Raw genomic sequence first — 19287 nt, forward strand, 5'->3', positions numbered from 1 at the left:
CAAAGGTGCCCCGCTTCACTCGGCTGCGGACTGGCCGGGTTGTCAGTGGCTCGGGATACGGTGCGGTGTGCTGGGCCGGACGGAGATCGTAAGGGACTCGCGGCTATGGGGGGTGGGTCGCACAGGCCCCGGCAGCCAGCTCGGGACTGGAGGTATCTCGCCGTGTCACCACCCCCCAACTCCGCGCTGGTTCAGGTCCTGTCGCGAGAAGCGGTGTCGGCCGGCCGGCCAACGAGCGCGCAAGACCGCCGATGACATGATCTTGACGTGGCTGGTGTGATCACGGCGCCAGAGCCGTCTTGGATAGGTCCGTTCACGGGGCTGAGCCCGCGCTGCTTCGGTAAGTTGGTGACCGCGGTTCGGCGGGAGCACGCGGCCGATATGCACCGAGGACGGCCGTGGAGCCTGTCCCTGGAGGACCGCATCCTGCTGGTCGCGGCGTACTGGCGGACGAACTTGACGATGCGCCAGATTCCACGACTGCTGGCTGCAGGTCGAGTGGCCCGAGCTGGTCCGTCTGGCCAAGGTCCGCTGGCGCATCGAGCACGACTACAGGGAACTCAAGCACGGCCTGGGCCCGGACCACTTGGAGGGACGGTCCTGGCCCGGCTGGCACCACCACGTCACCCTCGTGACCGCGGCCCAGGCCTTCCTCACCGAACAGCGACTGACCCCAAGAGTCCCAGGACCGGCCTCACCCTCTACCAGACCCCCGACGCTCTCCAAGACATCCTGAGGTGCTGGGTCGGCATCTGCACCACCTGCCACCGCCCTCTCCCCAACAGATCGCACACCACCTCAAGATCAAAAACGGCTTGAGGGAGTCCTCTTAGGTGAAGTCGACGCTGGACAGGCGAGCCCTGTAGAACTGGCCGTCGTATCCATAGCCCCTGAGATTGCGATGTTCAACTGAAGTGCCGACGCGGTCAAAGAACTGGATGAAGTAGTTCTGGTGGTCCCTCGGGCCCGGGCCCGGACCCGAAGCCTGCTGCCAGAAGGACTCCCCTGAGGCGATCCGGGCGAACGACTTCACGCCGACGCCCGACGGAGTCACCGTTGTGAACACCTTCGTGGACTTGTTGAACCGCAGGACGCTGCCACCGCCAGTGAGCAGGAGGAAGTTCGGATCAGTATGGTCGGCGTCGAGGCTGTGCCCGTTGAAGGGGTGGTCCTTGTCGGGCCACGTGTACCCCCAGACCTTGACGAGCCGGGTGTCGCGGTGACTGCCAGTGACCTGGTACTGAGTGAGCGTCCACGTGCCCAACGCCCAGAGGTAGTTGCCGTCGTACCAGAGGCCGTGCGCACCCTGGTAGGCAATCGTCTGGACCTTGGCGAGCGTGCTGGGGTCGTCCGAGTTGGTGGGCCCGTAGACGGTCAGATACCCCGGGTAGTGGTCGGGAGATTGCGGATCCGCGTCTGCATCGAGCGGCGCGGATGACGCGGTCACGACGGCGCCGATGTCGGGTATGCGCTCAATGGAGTGCGGGTTGCCCTTGGGCTCCGCCTGCCAGAGCAGCCCGTCGCCGTCACCCATGTTCACGATGCCGACCTTGCCACCGGAGGCGGTGACCAGAGCGACCCAGCCGAACGCTGTGGTGTTGCGGAACTTGACGTCGGAGAGCATGCCCCAGGCGCTCTGGGCGGGCGCCGACCAGCTCCACAACCGAGTGGCCGGGGTCCAGTCCACTCCCGGGGCGAAGGGGTGAATAAGTATCTGGTTCTTCAACTGTTCGCAGACGGCCACGTGGTAGACGCTGGCCGCTTGTGCGCTGGTCGGCATCGCCAACGATGCGAGCGGCGCGCCTGCGGCTGTCGCTACGACCGCGCTCAAGAGCGTTCTGCGGTCCATGAGTTCTCCCCTGATGGTCCTGCAACTTGGTCAGTCGAAGAACCTACACCCGCCCGCTGACGAGCTCGTGCATTGTTGACGGTGAGACGTCGCAGCCCCGGTGTCCTGGGTTTCAGCTTGTCCATTTCGAGCACCGCATGCGCCTCACCGAATTCGGGCAGCAGGTCCTGGCCGGCGCTCAACCGATCGCTGTTCTCCTCGACGAACTCGTCGCCGAGGTCAGCCGCCGGGTCGCCAACATCCCCTCTCCCTGCGCCTCGTGGCCCCTTTCGCACTTCGGCACCCGAGCAAGGGGCCACCGTCAAAGCGCATTACAATCATGATCTTCTGATGAAGCATGTGACGGGGGATTGTCGTGCAGTTGACGCAACGGGCGCTGGTTCTCGCAGCGGCAGCGCTCGCGCTGCCGCTGCTGGCGGGCTGCGCCGGCAGCGACACGACAGGGACGGCAGGGGCAGCCGGGACCGTGCCGCCGAGCAGCGGGGCACCGGCAGGCCAGAACGCGGCCGGCGGGAGCACCGGCGACTCGACGTTCCGTGGCAAGGATCTGGTGATCAGCGCCGGCTGCACCGTGCCCGCCTCCCGGCCCGCCACGGTGTGGGTCCAGGGCTTCGACCCGTCCACCTGGAAGAAGACGGCGTCGGTCGAATTCACCCTGCCGGCGCAGGTGGTGATCGACAAGCGGGACCACGAGGAGCTGAGCGCCCTCTACTCGCTGTGCGCGGAGAGCCTCCCACACGAGGAACCGGCCGGCGGAACCGCCACCTCGGACGCGGCGTTCGGCCCGCGGGTCCGGCAGCTGTTCGACCGCGACTTCACCAAGCTCGCGGTCGTCACCGCCGACGACCGGACCGGAGCGCGCCACGTCGGATACGTCGACCGCACGGGCAAGTTCACCGATCTCACCGGGGACGGCAAGGGCTTCGCCACCACCCCGAAGGAACAGGACGCCCTGTTCGCCCCCGATGGCGGGAGCGTCTGGTTCACGCACCTCGACGCCGCCCGGCAGCAGCACATCGCCAGCCGCTCGACCTCCGGCAGCCACGACATCACCGAGCAGTGGGCCGGCGAACCGCCCGGCACCCGCGACAACATCCTGCTGCTCGGCGGCTCTCCGCTCCGCGGCCTCCTCGGCCCGAGCCCGCGGTTCAGCCCCGACGGCACCCGTGTCTCCGACTTCGTCTCCGCACGCGGCCTCAGCGTCACCTCCGTCACCGCGAGCGGCCCGCTGGCGACCAAGGGCGCCCTCCCCCTCCCCGACTACGAATGCGAGCCGTCCGGCTGGGTCGACAACCACACCCTGCTCTGCGCGCACCGCGAGTCGGGCTCGACTCCCAAGCACCTCAACAACATCTGGACCATCGACGTCGCCCGGCTGCGCCCCGAAGCGTCGAGCCAGACCACGGACGGCGCCGGTCCCGACCTGCTGCCGATGACCGACCGTGCGAACCTCCCCGTCGCCGTCTCACCGGACGGCAAGCGCCTGCTCTTCCGCTCCGTCCAGGGCAAGGTCGAGCAGCCGTACGTCAGCGCCCTCACCCCGGGGGCCCAACCTCAGCTGATCAGCGCCCAGGACGCTGCCACCGCACTCGGCTACGGCAACGTCGTCCTCGAGTGGCGCTGAGAGGGCCTTTTGACCCGTTGATCCATCCCGGTCTGCGTTGGCTCGCGCTCCTCGCCAGGTTGGTGTGGATCCGTGGGTGAGTCGGCGGGTCATGAGGGCGATCACTGCGATGTAGATCATGGCGGTGGAGCGGTGGGCAGGGCCCCGTAGCCGCGGTCGGCCGAGCCCTTGCGGAGGCTGGGGTGATCGGCGGCGAGCCGGTTGAGGAGGCGTTCTCCGGCGACAGAGTCCTGGATGCCGACGGTGGTGACCAGCACGGTCAGCATCAGGCCGGTCGTGTCGATGCGCCGGGACAGCGCACGCGGCCGCTAGCCTGCACTGGCTCAAAAGACCTGCGGCCGTACACCGGAGCCGCCGCCGTACTGCTCGCCGGCGTACGGGCCTTCCGATGCGTCATGCACCGCCGCAAGCTCCGCGGCCTTGACGCCGCAGCGGAGCCCTACGTGCAGGACCGGGACCTCTCGGAAGGTCCCCGAACCCTTCTCGCCCGTGCGCAGCGGGCCCAGCGGGCGATCCTCGCCTCGCAGGTCCACCGGTTCGACCTGATCGGCCGCCAGCGCAACGGCCACCGTCCTCCGCGGCGACATGGCCCCGAGCCGGGCCGCCGAGATCCTGGGCAACGGCCTGCAGATCCGCGCGAGCGACACGGTCCCCTTCGCCCTGTGGTCCCCCGCCCCCGCCTCCTGGCACACCCGCCGCGAACCACTCCCGCCCTGGCTGCCGACCACGTAAGACCCGGTAAGACCCGCCGGAAACGGAGACTCTCGTCATGGCGGCGTACCCCGGCGTCGCCCGCTGCGGGTCTTACCCTGGCCGCATGATCACTGGTGGGCACGTCGTCATCTACAGCCGTGACGCGGAAGCGGACCGGGCCTTCTTCAGGGATGTGCTGGAGTATCCGCACGTCGACGCGGGAGGCGGCTGGCTGATCTTCAAGCTTCCGCCGACCGAGGTCGCCGTACATCCGACGGACGGCCCGGAGTCGCACGAGCTCTACCTGATGTGTGACGACATCGATGCGACGGTGACGACCCTGGCCGCCAAGGGAGTGGAGTTCTCACAGCCGGTGACCGATGCGCGCTGGGGCCGGCTGACCAGGTTCCGGCTGCCCGGTGGCGGTGAGGTGGGCATGTACGAGCCCCGCCACGAACGGGCTACCGACCTGTGAGCATCCCGGCGCCGGGGATCCCTGGCTGGTGACGGATCTCGCCGGTCGGTCAAGCGGACCACTGCGAATGCACAGGGCGGGTGGGCGTGGTGGGATCGGCCGGGTGAAGGATCCCTTCGGTTGTGACGAGCCGGCCCTCCTGGCGTGTTCCGGGACCACGGACCGTGCGGCAGCGCGGCGCTTTGTCGCCTCACGGGCCGCCGACGAGAGAGAGCTGGCGATGCTGTTGGACATGCTCGGGCTACTGCCTGACACCGACCGTCCCGCAGACACCTGACGGCCCCGCCGGAAGGCGCCGGCCACGGGAAGGCACCGGCCGCCGCCACGACGCGGGCGGACATGTTGATCTCCAGGTCAGGCACCGCGCGGCCAGGCTGCACCCCACCCACCCGAGACCGGCACACTTCCGCCGGTCCGCATGCTCATGCCCGATGACACCGTGAACGGGCGGCTGGTGCGCTGATGGCAGACCGACACCGGAGAGTGGATCTACGTCGTGGCCCTGTGGGCCTGGGCCAGCCGCAGCGCCAGCACCGGCGCCGATCCGGGGTTCTGGCACAGATCTTGGTGGGGCATCGCAGAGCGCGCTACCTCGATGTTCGACTGCCACTCCTCGGACGCCGTGGCCATCGCAGCTCCTGACGCCATGCGGGTGCTGGCGTACACAGCATCGGCCGTCGCGCGGGTGACGTTGACAACCACACCGCTCCGACCCGGTGTACGCGCTCGGATGGGGTCCGAAGTGCGCCTCGTTGGGGTTGGCCCAGGAGGCGCAGATCGGGGTGAAGCACAGCTCGACCTTGCTCCGGGCCGCCCACCTGCGGATTCTCCAGTTCGAGGGAGGCAGTCGTCCCGTGACAACGCCCCCAGTGGACAGGTCAGTCTGAGCGACTTGAAGCGGAGTGGAGGTCGGCGCCGAAGCATCCTCTCTGTCCTCCGGTCATATGGAGGTCCTTGCCCTGGAGGAAGATGTCACAGGCCAACGCCCGCCTCGCGAAACCCAACCCCGTACGGTCTCCAAGACCGCGACAGACGCGCCCCCGGTGCTGTCGGCGACGGGTGAAGGCGGACCGTTTGCGAATCCACCGATCACACGGTTCTCGCACGACCTGCGACACCTCAGCTCAGCGAGCCACCAATACCGCAACGGCCCTCCCCCTCAGCGACAGCGGGCATGCCCCCGCTCACGTCGGGTTCACGCCATGCGGGCACTCACGGTGCGTACCACCTCGGTCAGGACCTTCTGACGCCAGTTCTCCTCGGCCTGCGGGTATTTGCCGACGCCGTCCGCAGTCGACGAGCCGCTCACCTCGAACTCGTACGGGCCTTGATGGCAGACCATCGTGGCGGTCGTACCCTTGGTGTAGCACCCCGCCGCACCCAGCGAGTCCTTGAGGTCACGGAACTTCGTGGTGTCCTGGCCGGCCCGCTTCGCCTCGTCGTCGCGGTCCTCCGCGTAGGACGCCGCCACGAGAGCGGGATCGGCGACGGCCTTGAAGACGATGCGGATGTCGCTGTTGCGCTTGCTCTTGTACTTGGCCGGCAGCCCGAACCCGGTCTTGCACCCACCTGTCGGCACGTCGCCCGTAGTCCCCGGATCCGAGGTTTCGAGCGGGTTGAAGTTGATGACGGTCACCTTGACCGGCTCACGCTGGAAGTCCTTCGCCTGCGGCAGGATCGCGCGGATCTCCTCATCTCCCAGCACCTCGCACGCGTTGGGCCACTGAGCGAGGGGCAGCGACCCTCCACGTGCGGGCCGTGCCTCGAGCCGCGCACCGGACGGCTTCGCCGACCCGAACGTGAGCGAAGGCGGCTCGCTGCTACAGCCGGACAGCACGACCGCGGCGGACACGACGGCCGCGGCGGCCAGGACGGGATTCATTTTCGGCACGTCCAACTCCCCAATGCAGACACGGGGCATTCCCCCTCTTGGGGCCCAGTCTGGTCGGGTGCGCCGCTCCGTCCCTCCCGATCCCGTCAGCTTCCCTGTGATCTTCCCGACAGCGGGTCGCGTCGTACGGGGCCTGGCCGCACCGGTTGAGAAGCGGACGCTGGGCAAGCCCCTCTCGGCTGGCTTGCCTGGGGACTCCTGCCGCCGACTCCAGGCGGCGATCGTCATCGCCCTGGCGCCCACACCTCCTGCACTTCCTGCACCGCCTGCAGCACGTCGGACTCACCGGCTCGAAGCCCGACCAGGATGTCCCGCTGGTCGAGGGGATCCAGGGTGTGCTTCGGCCCGGCGATGTGGTCCTGGCGTCGACGAGGTCCGCGAGACAGTCCAGCTGCCCCGGACGTCGCGTCGCTTCTCCGGTCCGCCCGACAGGGATCAGGCCGTCGAGGACGTCGACGACGAACTGGGACGCGGGGCATCGCTTCGAACTCGTCTCGTGAGTCGTCGTTCAGCACCGTGCGCGTATCAGGTGACGGATGCTCAGCGATGGCTGGGCCCGCCTGTCAGTCGATGCCGTCGATGATGCGGAAGTCACGCTCGACGCCGTCGGGGAGGGCCGCCAGCGCCTTCTGGTATGCCTCGCTCTCGTATGCCGCGACGGCCTGTTCAAAGCTGTCGAACTCGATCAGAACGACGCGCTCCGTGATTCCGGCCTCGTGGGCGACGACTCGACCGCCACGGGACGGGATCCGGGACAGGACGCGCCCGCCCCCAGCCTGGACGGCCGGACCGGCCAGCTTGTCGTAGGCAGTCAGCCCCTCAGGGTCGGAAATGGCGGGGTAGACACTGACCCAGTAGCCCTTAGCCATGGAAACCTCCCGTGTTCGGCCGGACACGTCCGACTTCGAATTGACACTCAGATCGATCGATCCCGGCGACCGGTACTTCGGCCAGTTGAATCGTCATATGCGCAGGCTAGGGCTTGATGTGCCGTCGAGGGAAAGACCGGTACGGGATAGGCTCAGAACGGATCGTTATCAATCGGCAGGGAGGGCACGTGGCGCCGGATACGGTGAGCCTGCGGTACTTCCTGGTGCTGGCACAGGAGTTGAACTTCACCCGCGCGGCCGCACGGATCGGTATCGCACAGCCCGCACTCAGCGCCCGGATGCGCCGATTGGAGGCGGAACTCGGTACGGCCCTGCTGGTCCGCAACACGCGTAGCGTCGTATTGACCACGGCCGGTGCGGCTTTGGCGGAGTCCGCGCCGCCCGCCCTGGCGGCGCTGGACCGGGCATGGGACACCGCCCGGAGCGCGGCGGCCGGTGAACTGGGCACGCTGCGCATCGGATACAGCCTCAGCGCCGGGGCCGAGACGGCACCGGCCCTGGTGGACAGGCTGATTCGCGGCAACAGCGGACTCGAGGTCGGCGCGGTCCCGATGGCTACACCGGAGATCTCCCCCGCGGTCGCCGACGGCCGCATCGATGCCGGGATCACCCGCGGTGAACAGCCGGGCCGTGGCGTGCGCCGGTTCCTGCTGCGGCGTATGCGCGTCGGGGTCCAGCTGGCTCAGCACCATCCGCTGGCCGAACACCCGGAGATCGAGATCGCCGACGCGGCCGCGTATCCGCTGCGACTCCCGGACCGTGCGGCCAACCCCGTGATCCACGATCAGCTGTCCGCAGTGTTCCGAGACACCCGACCACACCCCCGATTCCACACGCCCGCAGTCTCTTTCGACATGTCTCAGCGCGACCTGCGCGACGGGATCACCCTCGCCCCGGCCGGAGAAGCCGCGGCCACGGTACAACCGGCCGGTCTCACCTGGCGACCGCTGCGGGGCGCGCCCAGCCTGACGATCCACCTGGTCCTCCCACGCGAGCAGTCGCCGCTGCACCGCCGCATCCGTGCCGTCGCCAAAACCCTGGCGCACGAGCTGCACTGGCTGCCGGACTGACGCGCAAGAGGTCAAGCGAGACGGACGCCTGCGGTGGCGAGGCCGAAGACCTCGCGCCCGGCGGACTTCGCGATGATGACGACGGCGATCTTGCTGAATGTCCGGCACGACCTCGTTACGCCGGCGGATCAGCATCCGATATTGCTCCCCGAGGCCGGAAATGGCCACGCTCCTGAGACAGAAGCATGGCAATCGGTGTGAGAATGAGCAGAGAGCAGCAGGCCACAGCGTCGGCATGTGACGCGCGTTCTGAGATCCCACACCACCGTCTCACCGGCAAACGTCTCGGTGTGACTTAGAGGCCACGCAGATGGGCGCGGTGGTGGTATCCCGACAGCAGAACAGGCACAGGTCTTGGCGATCATGGAGTTGCGACGCTCTGTGATCACCGGGGAGACCTGTGCCCGTACTTCCGTCATGGCTGACTGAACCACTCTGGGGTCAATTCGCCGCCCTGCTGCCCGAGCGACCGACCTACGCGGCGACTCATCCGCTGGGCTGCCACCGCCCACGCATCACCGACCGGGTCGTCTTCGACAAGATGCTGCAGCTCCTGCGATTCGGCTGCTCCTACCAGGCGATCGCCGACACGACCTGCTCGGCCACCACGATCCGCAACCGCCGCGACGAGTGGATCCGGCTCGGCGTCTTCGCCAAACTCAAGCAGATCGCACTGGAGTCCTACGACCGGATCGTCGGCCTCGTACTCGACCAGATCGCCGTCGACGGCTCGATCACCAAAGCCCCCGGCGGCGGCGAGGTCGCAGGACGGTCGCCGGTCGATCGCGGTAAAAAGGGCCTGAAGCGCTCGGGCATGACGGACGGCTATGGAATCCCGCTGGGTCGCGTGCTGGCCGGAGCGAACGTCACGACTCCCCGCTGCTCGCCCCGACCCTGGACGATCTGGGACCGCTGCCCGACGACATCACCGTGCACCTGGACGCTGGCTACGACTCGGACAAGACCCGTACCCTACTCGACGAACGCGGCCTACACGGCCGCATCGCGAGCAAGGGCGAGAAGGCGCCGATCCAGGCAAGTCAGAGGTGGCACGTCGAACGCACCCACGCCTGGCAGAACGCCTTCCACCGCCTCGCTCGCTGCTACGAGCGCCGCGCCTCCGCCATCGATGCCTTCTTCGACCTCACCGACACCATCATCACGGTACGTAGCCTGATCCGTCGGGCATGGACGACCCACCGATGGGACGAACGCCCGAACCGCCGCCCGTGACCAGACGCCACCTCTTGGGCGAAACCGACCCACGGCCGGCCCGATGCGATCGCGGCATCGCTCCGACTCGGCGGTTCCCGGCCCTGACATCGGGCCGGCTTGTGTCCTTTCCCGGGGTGATTCCACCCTGGCAAACCTTGCCAGGACCGTTCACTGGTTCAGGAGTTCAGCGAAGCGGTCCAGCGCACGATCGGTGCGGTGGCGGTCGCCGGTGGTTGTGAGATCGAACAGCAAACCCCGGACAACGGCCATGATCAACGTGGGCGTGACGGTGTCGTCAGGACTGGTGGAGACGTTGCGGAAGGTGGCGCCGAGAGTGTCGAACCAGCCCGTGATCGCCTGGCCCTGGTCGGGGTAGGTCTCGGGGTGGACCAGTCCGTCGGCGTGCACCTCGAAGAACAGCCGGACGAACGGCGCGCGTTCGTCTGCGCTGATCCACGCCCAGATGCCACGCAGTCGCTCCTGCACGGAGTCCGACTCCGTCGGACGGTGGTCGAACAGGCGCACCGCACCTCGGCGCCGGGCCTCGGCGAGGACCGCAGCGACCAACTCCTGTTTGCTGCCGAAGTCGTAGAGCAGCATCCGTGGGCTGGTGTCGAGGGCCGCGGCCAGTGGTCGCAGGCTCAGTCCGGCCAGACCGTGCGCCAGCACGTAGTCGGTCGCCCGGGCGAGTGTGCGCTCGCGACGGGCGGGATCTGCGGGTCGCCCCACGGTGGATCTCCTCTCGGGAACTCGGAGCCGAACAGCGTTGGCGAGTATATGGTACGACTGTTTCAATAACGAGGGGAGACCACCTTGCACACCTTCGACCGAGCGCTCGTCCTGGGTCCCGGGGGTCACGTCGGCACAGCCTGGATGGCCGGGCTGGCCTACGGGTTGCGCCGCGATGGCGTGGATCTGGGCGAGGCCGACCTGATCGTCGGGACGTCGGCAGGCGCGATCGTCGGAGCGCTACTCGCCACTGGGCAGAACCCGGGGCGGATCGCGACTTCGGCTCGCCCGGACGCTCACCGGCTCAAGGCGGACCCTGCGCGGATGGGCGCGGTGTTTGCCGTACTGGGCGACCGCAGCCTGGAACCCGGCGAGGCCAGGCGTCGCGTCGGCCGGCTCGCGCTCGACAGCACCGACCCCCAGGCCGAGGAGGCGCTGATCGCGGGGCGCGCCGCCTTGATCGGTGCGGACGCGTGGCCGGAGCGGCGACTGCTGATCGCCGCCGTGGACGCAACCACCGGTGAGCCCGTGGTGTGGGACCGCGACAGCGGCGTGCCGTTGGTGCACGCGGTGGCAGCGAGTAGCGCCTTCCCCGGGGCCGCGCCGCCCGTTGCCATCGACGGCCGACGGTACATGGACGGTGCGCTGCGATCGGGCCCCAACGCCGATCTCGCGGCCGGAGCCCGCACGCTGGTCGTGGTCGAGCCGATGGCCCACCTGTTTCCCCGCGAGCCACTCAACCAGCAGCTGGCGGCCGTGGGGGCAGACACCGTGGTGACCATCAGCCCCGATCCGGCCTCAGTGCGCGCTTTCGGCTCGGACATGGGCGACCTGGCAGTCTGGGAACCAGCCTACCAAGCGGGTCTTCGCCAGGCCGGCGACATCGACGCGCAACTCCGCTCCATGTGGAGTGCAGAAGCCGACGCGGGCTGACCGCCGATCAGGTCGGTGATGCGTGAGCGGTGGCAGCCCAGCGGATGACTCTCCCCGTAGGCCGACCCTCCGGCAGCACAGGCGCAGGTCCCCGGTGATCACAGAGCGTCGCAACTCGATGATCACCAAGACCTGTGCCTGTCTTACTTCCGGGGTAGCCCCACCACGCCTATCTGCGCTACCTCTTAGCGCTGTACTTGGCCCGTATGGCCAAATAGCGCGCTCAAACGCGGGGCCACCGGACGGGATGGCCACCGGGCGCACCGGTGAGCCAGGAGCCGTCGCCGAGTGGCACCAGCTCGTACGGATTGCTCACCTCGACGGTGACTTCGCCGCTGGTCGTGCCTGTGCGCACGTCGACCAGGTGGTAGCGGAACCACTCCTCCTCGTCCTGGCTCTCGCCGCCCAGAGTGACGATGGCCGTGTCCTCGGTCAGGTAGCCGCCGCTCCATTCCACGAAGGCCTCCTGCGGGTCATGCCCGAAGGCCTCGATGGGGAGCGTGAAGAGCACGTCTCCGCTGGGGTGGTCGTGAAAGGCGACGTCAGACTGCCCGTGGTCGACGGTCATGAACTGCTGCCCGGACGGCGCCAGGTCGATCAGGCAGCGGTCCGCCCACGGGTACGTCACGAACTCCGACTCGCTGTCCGCCCCGGCCGTACCCCGGACAATGACGGAGCCGTCCTGGCCCTCACCGATGTCGAGGTAAACGCTGCCGTCCACGGGATGCACGTGGTGGAAGGCGCCGTGCCCGACCGTCTCCAGTTCCCGGCGGGCGCGAACCACACCGCTATCGGCGTCGTGCACGACCCACTGGTCCCCGCCCCCGCGTCCCGCCATCGCGTCCGGCCGGTAGACCCACACCGTCCGGCCGTCCAGAGACAGTGCACAGCCAGGCCGGTGGCCATGGCGTACGTCGGAGTACGGTTCGAAGTCCGAAGCCCACATAAGGTCGCCGGCGCGAGTGAGGCAGACGACACCGTTCAGCGTCGTGTACACGACCCGCTCCAGATCCTGCCGGACCACCGACGCCACTACCTCGTCGCCATCCCGCGGCTGGAACACCGCTGCGGGCTCCAGCGTCCCGTAGACGCCGGCGCCCACGACGTATCCGTGGATCAGCCCGTCGAGGTGACGCGTGATGACCTTCGGTGACGGCTCAGCAATCATCCGCTGAGGCTAACGCCCCGGTCAGGCCGCTCAAGTTCCGGGGCGGTGCTCCTGTGCCATCGAAGATTGATCTTGTGCCATCGAAGATTAAGCGGCCTGTGTCACTCTGCTGTAGGGGCTGCTGTAGGGGCTGCTGTAGGTTCTCGAAAACCGCGCCGTATCCTCAGCGCTAACCGCATATCGGCGCCATTATGGCGTTGCGCTGAGACGAGCAGATCAAGATGCCCGCCTTTACGGTGTCCCGTGGATGGGCCCCGCTTCACGGGTCGATCAGCAGCTGGTCTTGGTGCCGCCCGTGTCGGCGGTGCAGGTGTCGTTGCCCAGGCCGCCGTTGGCGGTGTCGCCGCCGGCGCCGTCCTGGCTGTTTCGTCTGGGCGCTCAGCGCCTCGTCTCGTATCTGGTCAGGATCACGCCGCAGGCAAGCGTCCGCGTCTCCACCAGGTTCAGGTTCACCCAGTTGTCCAGCGCGGTGAAGAACGGCGTGCCGCCGCCCACCAGGACCGGAGCGGTGGCCAGCACGTACTCGTCGATCAGCCCGGCCCGCATGGCCGCCCCGGCGAGCGTCGCGCCGCCGATGTCCATCGAGCCGCCGTCCTCGGCCTTGAGCCGGGTGATCTCGGCGACCGCGTCGCCCGTGACCAGGCGGGTGTTCCAGTCGACCTTGTCGATCGTCGAGGAGAACACCACCTTCGACATGTCCCGCCAGCGGCGCGCGAACTCGACCTCCGCCGGTGTGGCGCCCGGCTGCTGGTCGCCGGTCGGCCAGTAGGAGCTCATCGTCTGCCACAGCTTGCGTCCGTACAGCGTCAGGTCGGTCGCCTGCAACTGGTCGGACCAGAACTGGAACAGCTCGTCGCTCGGCACGCTCCAGCCGATGTCGTCGCCGGGCGCGGCGATGTAGCCGTCCAGGGTCACGTTCATGCCGTAGATCAGTTTCCGCATGACGCCAGCCTTCCGTGAGTCGGTCTCACGCGTACAGACCGACGCGGCGCGGAAAAATTCATCGGGGGCATCCACTGTGCTGACGCCCCCTGGCATCCGTGGCGTGATGTGTCCGGATCGGCGAGCCGTCGGCCACCGGGGCGCGCTACTCACACGACGCCGGTGAACCTGTCTTGCACATAGACCTTCCTCGCCTCGTCGTCGCGTTCGGAAGCCAGGTACCTTGACCAGGCTTGCGCTTCGTGCCAGACGGCACCCATTTCCCACACGCAGAACGTGCCCCGGTGGTTGCCCGGCCAGGTATGCAGCTGGAAGGGGCCGTCGTTCTTGGCGAACACCGTCTCCCAGAGCTCGTTCTCTCCACGCCAGGTTTGCACCAGCAGGAACGAGAACGTCGGGGTGCACTTGTGGAGGATCACGAAGCCCAGCTCGTCATCGAATGACAGTTCTGTGGAGACGAGGAAGTCGCGGGCCTGCTGGCGTTCCTCCTCGGAAAGTTCCAGATCGGCCCGGCGCAGGTCGTACCACTTCAGATAGGCGCCGGGCAGACGCAAGTCGTCCGCAGGAGTCACCAGTTTCGAGACGTGGCGATAGGTATCGGCGACACTGCCGCCGCCAGGAAGAGGAGTCATGCCGGAAACCTAGCCTGGACAGCGCTCCGGCCACCCTCCAGGCCCGGCACGGCACCTCGCCGCGTTTGTCGGACCCCGCAAGTACGTCCATGACATGACGGTGCCCCAGCAGCCTGGCTGCCGGGGCGCCGTCATGTGTCAGCGGTCCCTGCGGGCCATCTTCCCGTCCACGAGTTCCACGACCGATGGCCGTTGGTCGACGGAGATCTGGCCGAGTGGGCGCAACCCGTACTGCTTCTACACCTTGTTGCACGAGAACAAGTGACCGGTCACGACCTGACCCACCTCGTAGTGGTCATCGCCATCGATGTACACGACGTCGATGAACCCCACATGCGACAGTCCCAGATCCACCGTTGACCATACAAACCTTCTCCGAACGTGCACGGAATGCCCAGGCCACCGATCCCATCCGCGTCTCCCGGAAGTCGTGCGACGCTGAATGATGCGGGCGCGCCGGCCCTCGGCCGGGCTGACGTAGCAGACTTCGAATAGGGCCGACGGAGTCCGCTACGGCGAGGACACGGACATCACGAAGGACCCTTGCGGAACCGCTTGGCGAGCGCTGGGTCCGTCTCCCACCACAGACCGGTCCCGCTTTGCTCCTCCTCCACACCCGGGACGTCCTGGGTGCTCCGGAGCTCGGCGCCTCCGAAAACCCGCACCCGGAACAGCAGGCCGGGGACGGCGTAGAACAGTGCGCCGGTCAGCAAAATTGTGGCGACTACATAAAACGCGGGCACTGAGATGCCGGCCAGAAGCGGAAGCAGAATGGCAGCCTTCAGCCCAGTCCCTTGTGCCGCAACCAGGACATCCTGCCCCTCCGCCACGTCCACGGTTACAGTGTTGGAGCGGGTGCGATCCCTCCCGGTGACCCGAACCTCGTGCGTGCCGACCGCCACAAAGAACCGTGCGGTGGTCCCCTGGTCGACCCGGCCAACCGTCATCTTGTCGACGACCACACTGAACGCCCCTGCCCGGCCGAGCCCTGGCTGTTCCGCACGCACCACGACCGTCCCGGTCATGAGTCCCCCCTCATTTGGCTGATCACTTGAGAATTCCCGGCAATGACAGGGCGGTATCCGAGGCCCCGGATGAGCCGTTCTGCAGAGGCATTTCACCGATCGGCCCCATTCGGAGAGATCGGGGCCGCCGACCTGCTACGCCGACCGCAATCCGGCCTGTACGGCGCCTACGACCCTGCGGCCACCGACGGCCGCCAGGCCCTCGCGGGCCTGGTCTACGCGGAGGCAGCGTTCACCCCGGGCACTGTGAAGGTCCCGGCTGCCCTGGCCGAAGGGGCCGACCCCACCGCTACCGGGAACGTCGTAAGTTACCTACAGCGGCACACCCTTAAAGAGCGTTCTATCCCGTAGGTGGTGTTTGGTGAGGCGGCTGCTCGGGGTTGTGGTGTGGCTCGGATCGACTGAGGGGTTCAATGCGGGTATGGAGAACACCTTGTGGGACAGACTCTCGGTCGATGTCCGGGTGGAGGTGGACCGCCTCATTGCCGCCGAGCGGGACGTGCAGGCCATTACGTTGATGCGCGAGCGCGCTGAGCTGCCTCGACCAGGGTTGCGTGATTGCGTGGATGTGCTGAATCAGCGGTTCGCGGTGCTGCGGGAGCGGTCGGTGAGCCCCGGGTGATGTCGGGTATCGCGTTCAGGCATCGCGCCGGTCGGGGTGGATTCACGCGTGAGCCGGCGGCTGATGAGGTCGATCATCGCTGTGCGGATCATGGCTTCGGAGCGGTGGGGGTGGGTTTCGGAGTCGCGGGTGGCCGGTATCGGCCCGGCCGTCGGGATGTGGCCGTCAGGCCGTTGACCAGGTGCCGCTTCGACGGAGGATGGGGGAAGGTAGCGGGTCTGCGTGGTGAAGTGTGGGCCTCTGACAACTCCGACAGCAGGGAGCGTTTCTTCCGATGACCGCACAGCCCGCACGCCCTGAGCGCAGGGGTCCCAAGACCGCCTCGGTCATGGATGTCTCGCCGTTCAAGCCATCTCTCGTCAAAGCGGTTTTCAGGGACGTGACCCCGATGCACGTATCTCGGTCGGCCGCGTGGGCCGCCGCGTCGGTGACGCGGACAGTGCTGACGGAGATCATCGACGGCGCGCGGAGAGCGGCGGAGGAGGAAGCCCGGAAGAAGCTGTTTCCCGGGGACCTTGTCTCGGCGATCGGCCGGAACGTCGAGATCGAGGTGGGGTGCGGATGGTACGACCACAGCCCGACGTTCAAAGGCCTGACCGGTGTCCTGTACGACGCCGAGGGTGTCATCGTGCCTTCTCGTAAGCGCAGCAGGTCGCGCAAACCGAGTGCTGTGGTCGGCGCCCACAGGTTCGAGGTCGGGGTCAAGAAGCTGCTGCGGAGCCAGGGAGCGACGGCCGTCCCAGCGATGGTCCGCGACCTGGACGGAATCGCGAGCGTGTTCCTCACGGACCTCGCCCGGGATGCGGCCATGGTCGTCCGCGAGGGCGGGGTCAAGCATTTCGGTACGGTCACCCTAGTGATGGCGGGCGAACCGGCCCCACCCCCATTCCTCAAGGATTCCCTCCGGGCCCTGTCCACCCGCAGGGGGGACGGGCGGACCATCGGCAGGGATGACATCCTGGCCGCCACCACGATTCAGTTGTTCGGCGGCAACCTGAGGCAGCGAGCGCTCACTGAGGCACGCGAGGCGACACAGAACGCTTTGGCCGACTGAGCGCGTGCGACCAACATCGCCGCCTGCACCCTCATCTGCTACCGCAACAGCTCGCCGAAGTGTGCGCGGGAGACACCGGACAGAGCAGGATGGGAGCAGGCCGCACGGGCCCAGGTCAGCTTCACAACTCACCCGACTCGTGCGGCCCGTCTCATGTCACGGTCCCCAGGCCCGCATGACCGACCCGCTGTGACAGTGTCGGCCCTGTCAGCTGTCTACCGGCAGCAGCTTCTTGATCGCCGCGACGGCGGCCTGAGGTTCGTCGACGTGGCAGCGGACCGTATGAACCTCCGCGCGCTGCCCCAACAGACTTACGGTGGTGACTGGTTGGGTCAGCTCGATAGTGATCGAGGTCTGCGACGCGATGGCCACGTCCAGCACGCCGCCCTCGGACTTGTTCGCGTCCGGGAAGCGGAGGTCATAACGGGCGGACGCGATCCGTTCCAAGGGAATCCGCAGATCGAGCCGTGCACCGCGCCGCACCCGCAGCCCACCCGGCCCCACGACGTGTGGGCGTGTGACTGCGGCGGCGTGCAGCCCCAAGACCAGAAGCACCGTGTAGAGGTCGAGAAGCAGCATGACCAGGTGGGCGACCGGATGCGCGGCGAGCATGAAGGACACCCCGACCGTCTCGACCACGAACACGAATCTCCGTGCTCCAGCCGTCCATGAAGATCACCATCATGCGTGCTCCGTGCGTGCAAGCCGTCCTACGACTCGTCGTTGGCGCATGCTCAGTGGGCGGTGATCGAGCCCGCCGCTTCGCCGACAACCTCAAGAACGAGTGATCACCCGATTACCCAACACCTTCTTGCCCGCGTGCTCGGCCAATCACGGGGTCGGCCTCGCAGTTCCCCGAGCCCCTGATGGTGAGACCGCGTAGACCTTCCCGTAGGCCCGGAGGGTTTCGGCCGGGTCGCCGGGGTGGCCTCGCAGGACGGCGTCCAGGAAGGCGAGGGTGGCTCCGGCGACGACGCGCGGGCTCTCGGTGCGGCCCAGGGTGCCGACGATCGAGGGCACCGGCGGCAGGTAGAGCGGGCCGTCCATGAAGGTGAGGTGCCCGGCGCCGGGGACGGCGAGCCGGTAGCTCGTCGCGGTGCCGTGCTCGAGGGCGTCGGTGAGGCGGGGCAGGTAGCGCGGGTCGGTGCCGGTGGTGATCTCCTGGGTGAGCGCGAGCGCCGGCTGCTCGAGCGCGGGCGCGGTGGGGCCGTGGGGGTAGCCGTCCAGGTCGACGACTGCGCCGAACCGGCGGTCCTGCCGGGCCGCCTGCAGGGCGGCGGCACCGCCCAGGGAGTGGCCGGCGACCGCAGCGCGGCCGGTGTCCAGGCGTCCGGTCAGCGGGTCGGCGGTCTTGCCCCGGTCCAGCCGTTCCAACTGGGTGAGGACGAAGCCGAGGTCGGCGGCCCGGACGGCGGTCCAGCCCGCCGCCAGTTCCTCGTCCCGGTCCCGGTCCCCGCTGGAAGCGGTCGTGGCGCGGATCGTGCGGCCGTCCGCGAGGACGACGACGGCGGAGTCGTACGGGTGGTCGAGGGCGGCGACCAGGTAGCCGTGGCTGGCCAGCTCCTCCGCCCAGGCGGTGTTCTGGGCCCGCACCCCGCCCGACCCCGGGGAGAACACGACGACCGGGAACCGTTCTCCCCCACCGGCCACCGGGGCGTCGACGACCGCACGGCTGCGAGCCCGCGGGACGCCGTCGATCAGGAAGCCGGGCAGGCCGACCCCGCCGGCGAGGGCCTCGGCGACGGTGCGCGCCTCCTGCTCCGTGCGTCCCAGGTACTGGGCCCGCTGGGTGCCGGCGGGGCTCTTCTGCGCGGGGTACCAGAGCTGGGCCACGACCGTGCGCCGGTCGTCCGGATCGGCGGTGAAGCTCTCGGGGCGGAGCGGGTCGGTCCACTGCACCACCCGGGTGCCGACCGCGAAGCCGCCCGACGGCTCGGGGAACTCTGGGACGGGGAAGGCCCAGGCCGCGACCGGGCCCATGGCGATCAGGCCGGCGCAGGCCAGCGATCCCGGCAGGGCCAGCCACCAGCGGGCCCGCCACGCCGGTCGGCCGGTACGGCGTCGCAGCAGGGGCGGGAGGGCAAACGCCGACGCCAGGGCGGCGCCGGCCAGGACCGGCAGCAGCTGCCAGCGGGTCCCCACCACGCCCAGCACGGTCGCGGACGCCACGAGCACCGCCCCCGCCCCGATCGTGACGGGCCGGCGGGCGGCCGGGGGGAGCCAGCGCGCCGCCACCAGCGCGAGGGCACCCAGCAGGGCGAGGACTTCCGGAAGGGACATCGACAGCCCCGTGATGGTTTCGGTCACCCGGCCATGCTCGACGCCCGGTCCGCGCCGCCGCATCGGTCCCGGGTCGCCGCCGGTTGCCACTCCGGTCGCAACCCGGGCGGGCCGCGGTGCGACCGGAGTGGCAACCGGTCACGCCCGTCCGGCGGCCGATCTGCGACCGCGGGAGGTGGTGGGCCTCCTCCTCAG

General features: G+C 68.4%; 20 protein-coding genes and 5 pseudogenes. 10 read left to right on the forward strand and 15 right to left on the reverse strand.

Features of this window, described 5'->3' with window-relative positions; all coding sequences use genetic code 11:
* Positions 1-267 precede the first annotated feature (267 nt).
* Positions 268-501: pseudogene (locus OHU74_RS00970) on the forward strand (transposase family protein); the annotation flags it as partial.
* 1 nt (position 502) lies between these two features.
* A pseudogene (locus OHU74_RS00975) lies at positions 503-736 on the forward strand (IS701 family transposase); the annotation flags it as partial.
* Positions 737-829: 93 nt separating this feature from the next.
* Here the strand turns inward: OHU74_RS00975 and OHU74_RS00980 are convergent.
* Positions 830-1780: a hypothetical protein gene (locus OHU74_RS00980; protein ID WP_371614078.1), complete on the reverse strand. Its 951-nt coding sequence runs from the start codon at positions 1778-1780 to the stop codon at positions 830-832.
* Positions 1781-2204: 424 nt separating this feature from the next.
* Between OHU74_RS00980 and OHU74_RS00985 the strand changes: the two genes are divergently transcribed.
* On the forward strand, positions 2205-3473 hold the full coding sequence (locus OHU74_RS00985) for a hypothetical protein (protein ID WP_371614079.1): 1269 nt from the start codon (positions 2205-2207) through the stop codon (positions 3471-3473).
* Positions 3474-3589: 116 nt separating this feature from the next.
* Here OHU74_RS00985 and OHU74_RS00990 read toward each other — a convergent pair whose 3' ends face one another.
* Together OHU74_RS00990 and OHU74_RS00995 are read right to left on the reverse strand one after the other, a co-directional pair.
* Positions 3590-3739, reverse strand: a complete 150-nt coding sequence (locus OHU74_RS00990) for a hypothetical protein (protein WP_371614080.1) — start codon at positions 3737-3739, stop codon at positions 3590-3592.
* Between the two features lie 57 nt (positions 3740-3796).
* Positions 3797-4042 (reverse strand): hypothetical protein, encoded by a 246-nt coding sequence (locus OHU74_RS00995; RefSeq protein WP_371614081.1) that lies wholly within the window; start codon positions 4040-4042, stop codon positions 3797-3799.
* Positions 4043-4058: 16 nt separating this feature from the next.
* Here OHU74_RS00995 and OHU74_RS01000 point away from each other — a divergent pair, with 16 nt between their 5' ends.
* Positions 4059-4205: a hypothetical protein gene (locus OHU74_RS01000; RefSeq protein ID WP_371614082.1), complete on the forward strand. Its 147-nt coding sequence runs from the start codon at positions 4059-4061 to the stop codon at positions 4203-4205.
* 85 nt (positions 4206-4290) lie between these two features.
* Complete coding sequence (locus OHU74_RS01005) at positions 4291-4641, forward strand: VOC family protein (RefSeq protein WP_371614083.1); 351 nt, start codon at positions 4291-4293, stop codon at positions 4639-4641.
* A 489-nt stretch (positions 4642-5130) separates the two neighbouring features.
* On the opposite strand, the gene OHU74_RS01010 is transcribed toward OHU74_RS01005, so the two are convergent.
* The 4 genes and pseudogenes from OHU74_RS01010 to OHU74_RS01025 all read right to left on the reverse strand — a co-directional run bounded on the left by OHU74_RS01010 (position 5131) and on the right by OHU74_RS01025 (position 7401).
* Positions 5131-5271 (reverse strand): hypothetical protein, encoded by a 141-nt coding sequence (locus OHU74_RS01010; protein ID WP_371614084.1) that lies wholly within the window; start codon positions 5269-5271, stop codon positions 5131-5133.
* Between the two features lie 103 nt (positions 5272-5374).
* Positions 5375-5470 (reverse strand): annotated as a pseudogene (locus OHU74_RS01015) (IS630 family transposase); the annotation flags it as partial.
* Between the two features lie 366 nt (positions 5471-5836).
* Complete coding sequence (locus tag OHU74_RS01020) at positions 5837-6532, reverse strand: hypothetical protein (RefSeq protein WP_371614085.1); 696 nt, start codon at positions 6530-6532, stop codon at positions 5837-5839.
* 563 nt (positions 6533-7095) lie between these two features.
* Positions 7096-7401: a DUF1330 domain-containing protein gene (locus OHU74_RS01025; protein WP_371614086.1), complete on the reverse strand. Its 306-nt coding sequence runs from the start codon at positions 7399-7401 to the stop codon at positions 7096-7098.
* Between the two features lie 188 nt (positions 7402-7589).
* Here OHU74_RS01025 and OHU74_RS01030 point away from each other — a divergent pair, with 188 nt between their 5' ends.
* The gene (locus tag OHU74_RS01030; RefSeq protein ID WP_371614087.1) at positions 7590-8492 is read left to right on the forward strand and encodes a LysR substrate-binding domain-containing protein; all 903 of its coding nucleotides are present in this window, start codon (positions 7590-7592) and stop codon (positions 8490-8492) included.
* Between the two features lie 400 nt (positions 8493-8892).
* Positions 8893-9725: pseudogene (locus OHU74_RS01035) on the forward strand (IS5 family transposase).
* A 150-nt stretch (positions 9726-9875) separates the two neighbouring features.
* Here OHU74_RS01035 and OHU74_RS01040 read toward each other — a convergent pair.
* Positions 9876-10436, reverse strand: coding sequence for a TetR/AcrR family transcriptional regulator (locus OHU74_RS01040; protein ID WP_371614088.1), 561 nt, complete (start codon positions 10434-10436; stop codon positions 9876-9878).
* 84 nt (positions 10437-10520) lie between these two features.
* On the opposite strand from OHU74_RS01040, the gene OHU74_RS01045 reads away from it, so the two are divergent.
* Complete coding sequence (locus OHU74_RS01045) at positions 10521-11369, forward strand: patatin-like phospholipase family protein (RefSeq protein WP_371614089.1); 849 nt, start codon at positions 10521-10523, stop codon at positions 11367-11369.
* A 223-nt stretch (positions 11370-11592) separates the two neighbouring features.
* Here OHU74_RS01045 and OHU74_RS01050 read toward each other — a convergent pair whose 3' ends face one another.
* The 4 genes from OHU74_RS01050 to OHU74_RS01065 all read right to left on the reverse strand — a co-directional run bounded on the left by OHU74_RS01050 (position 11593) and on the right by OHU74_RS01065 (position 15136).
* Positions 11593-12537, reverse strand: coding sequence for a hypothetical protein (locus tag OHU74_RS01050; protein WP_371614090.1), 945 nt, complete (start codon positions 12535-12537; stop codon positions 11593-11595).
* A gap of 378 nt (positions 12538-12915) precedes the next feature.
* Complete coding sequence (locus OHU74_RS01055; RefSeq protein ID WP_371614091.1) at positions 12916-13479, reverse strand: dihydrofolate reductase family protein; 564 nt, start codon at positions 13477-13479, stop codon at positions 12916-12918.
* Between the two features lie 149 nt (positions 13480-13628).
* A complete protein-coding gene (locus tag OHU74_RS01060) occupies positions 13629-14111 on the reverse strand; it encodes a hypothetical protein (protein WP_371614092.1) in 483 nt (160 codons plus the stop codon).
* Positions 14112-14641: 530 nt separating this feature from the next.
* Complete coding sequence (locus OHU74_RS01065) at positions 14642-15136, reverse strand: hypothetical protein (protein WP_371614093.1); 495 nt, start codon at positions 15134-15136, stop codon at positions 14642-14644.
* A gap of 421 nt (positions 15137-15557) precedes the next feature.
* Here OHU74_RS01065 and OHU74_RS01070 point away from each other — a divergent pair, with 421 nt between their 5' ends.
* Positions 15558-15758: a hypothetical protein gene (locus tag OHU74_RS01070; RefSeq protein WP_371619894.1), complete on the forward strand. Its 201-nt coding sequence runs from the start codon at positions 15558-15560 to the stop codon at positions 15756-15758.
* A gap of 32 nt (positions 15759-15790) precedes the next feature.
* On the opposite strand, the pseudogene OHU74_RS01075 reads toward OHU74_RS01070, so the two are convergent.
* Positions 15791-15886, reverse strand: a pseudogene (locus tag OHU74_RS01075) (IS5/IS1182 family transposase); the annotation flags it as partial.
* 146 nt (positions 15887-16032) lie between these two features.
* Here OHU74_RS01075 and OHU74_RS01080 point away from each other — a divergent pair.
* Positions 16033-16812 (forward strand): hypothetical protein, encoded by a 780-nt coding sequence (locus OHU74_RS01080; protein ID WP_371614094.1) that lies wholly within the window; start codon positions 16033-16035, stop codon positions 16810-16812.
* Between the two features lie 207 nt (positions 16813-17019).
* Here the strand turns inward: OHU74_RS01080 and OHU74_RS01085 are convergent, their stop codons facing one another.
* Entirely contained in the window at positions 17020-17457 is a 438-nt protein-coding gene (locus OHU74_RS01085; RefSeq protein ID WP_371614095.1) for a hypothetical protein, read from the reverse strand.
* Positions 17458-17643: 186 nt separating this feature from the next.
* Positions 17644-19155 (reverse strand): alpha/beta hydrolase family protein, encoded by a 1512-nt coding sequence (locus OHU74_RS01090; protein ID WP_371614096.1) that lies wholly within the window; start codon positions 19153-19155, stop codon positions 17644-17646.
* Positions 19156-19287 lie beyond the last annotated feature (132 nt).

Source organism: Streptomyces sp. NBC_00454 (assembly GCF_041434015.1).
GTDB lineage: Bacteria > Actinomycetota > Actinomycetes > Streptomycetales > Streptomycetaceae > Streptomyces.

Bases quoted from the DNA above. Each gene is read 5' to 3' on its own strand.
- OHU74_RS00980 (WP_371614078.1), bottom strand. From the start codon at position 1,780: ATGCCGACCAGCGCACAAGCGGCCAGCGTCTACCACGTGGCCGTCTGC.
- OHU74_RS00990 (WP_371614080.1), bottom strand. From the start codon at position 3,739: ATGCTGACCGTGCTGGTCACCACCGTCGGCATCCAGGACTCTGTCGCC.
- OHU74_RS01000 (WP_371614082.1), top strand. From the start codon at position 4,059: ATGGCCCCGAGCCGGGCCGCCGAGATCCTGGGCAACGGCCTGCAGATC.
- OHU74_RS01005 (WP_371614083.1), top strand. From the start codon at position 4,291: ATGATCACTGGTGGGCACGTCGTCATCTACAGCCGTGACGCGGAAGCG.
- OHU74_RS01010 (WP_371614084.1), bottom strand. From the start codon at position 5,271: ATGGCCACGGCGTCCGAGGAGTGGCAGTCGAACATCGAGGTAGCGCGC.
- OHU74_RS01025 (WP_371614086.1), bottom strand. From the start codon at position 7,401: ATGGCTAAGGGCTACTGGGTCAGTGTCTACCCCGCCATTTCCGACCCT.
- OHU74_RS01050 (WP_371614090.1), bottom strand. From the start codon at position 12,537: ATGATTGCTGAGCCGTCACCGAAGGTCATCACGCGTCACCTCGACGGG.
- OHU74_RS01055 (WP_371614091.1), bottom strand. From the start codon at position 13,479: ATGCGGAAACTGATCTACGGCATGAACGTGACCCTGGACGGCTACATC.
- OHU74_RS01060 (WP_371614092.1), bottom strand. From the start codon at position 14,111: ATGACTCCTCTTCCTGGCGGCGGCAGTGTCGCCGATACCTATCGCCAC.
- OHU74_RS01065 (WP_371614093.1), bottom strand. From the start codon at position 15,136: ATGACCGGGACGGTCGTGGTGCGTGCGGAACAGCCAGGGCTCGGCCGG.
- OHU74_RS01070 (WP_371619894.1), top strand. From the start codon at position 15,558: ATGGAGAACACCTTGTGGGACAGACTCTCGGTCGATGTCCGGGTGGAG.
- OHU74_RS01080 (WP_371614094.1), top strand. From the start codon at position 16,033: ATGACCGCACAGCCCGCACGCCCTGAGCGCAGGGGTCCCAAGACCGCC.
- OHU74_RS01090 (WP_371614096.1), bottom strand. From the start codon at position 19,155: ATGCGGCGGCGCGGACCGGGCGTCGAGCATGGCCGGGTGACCGAAACC.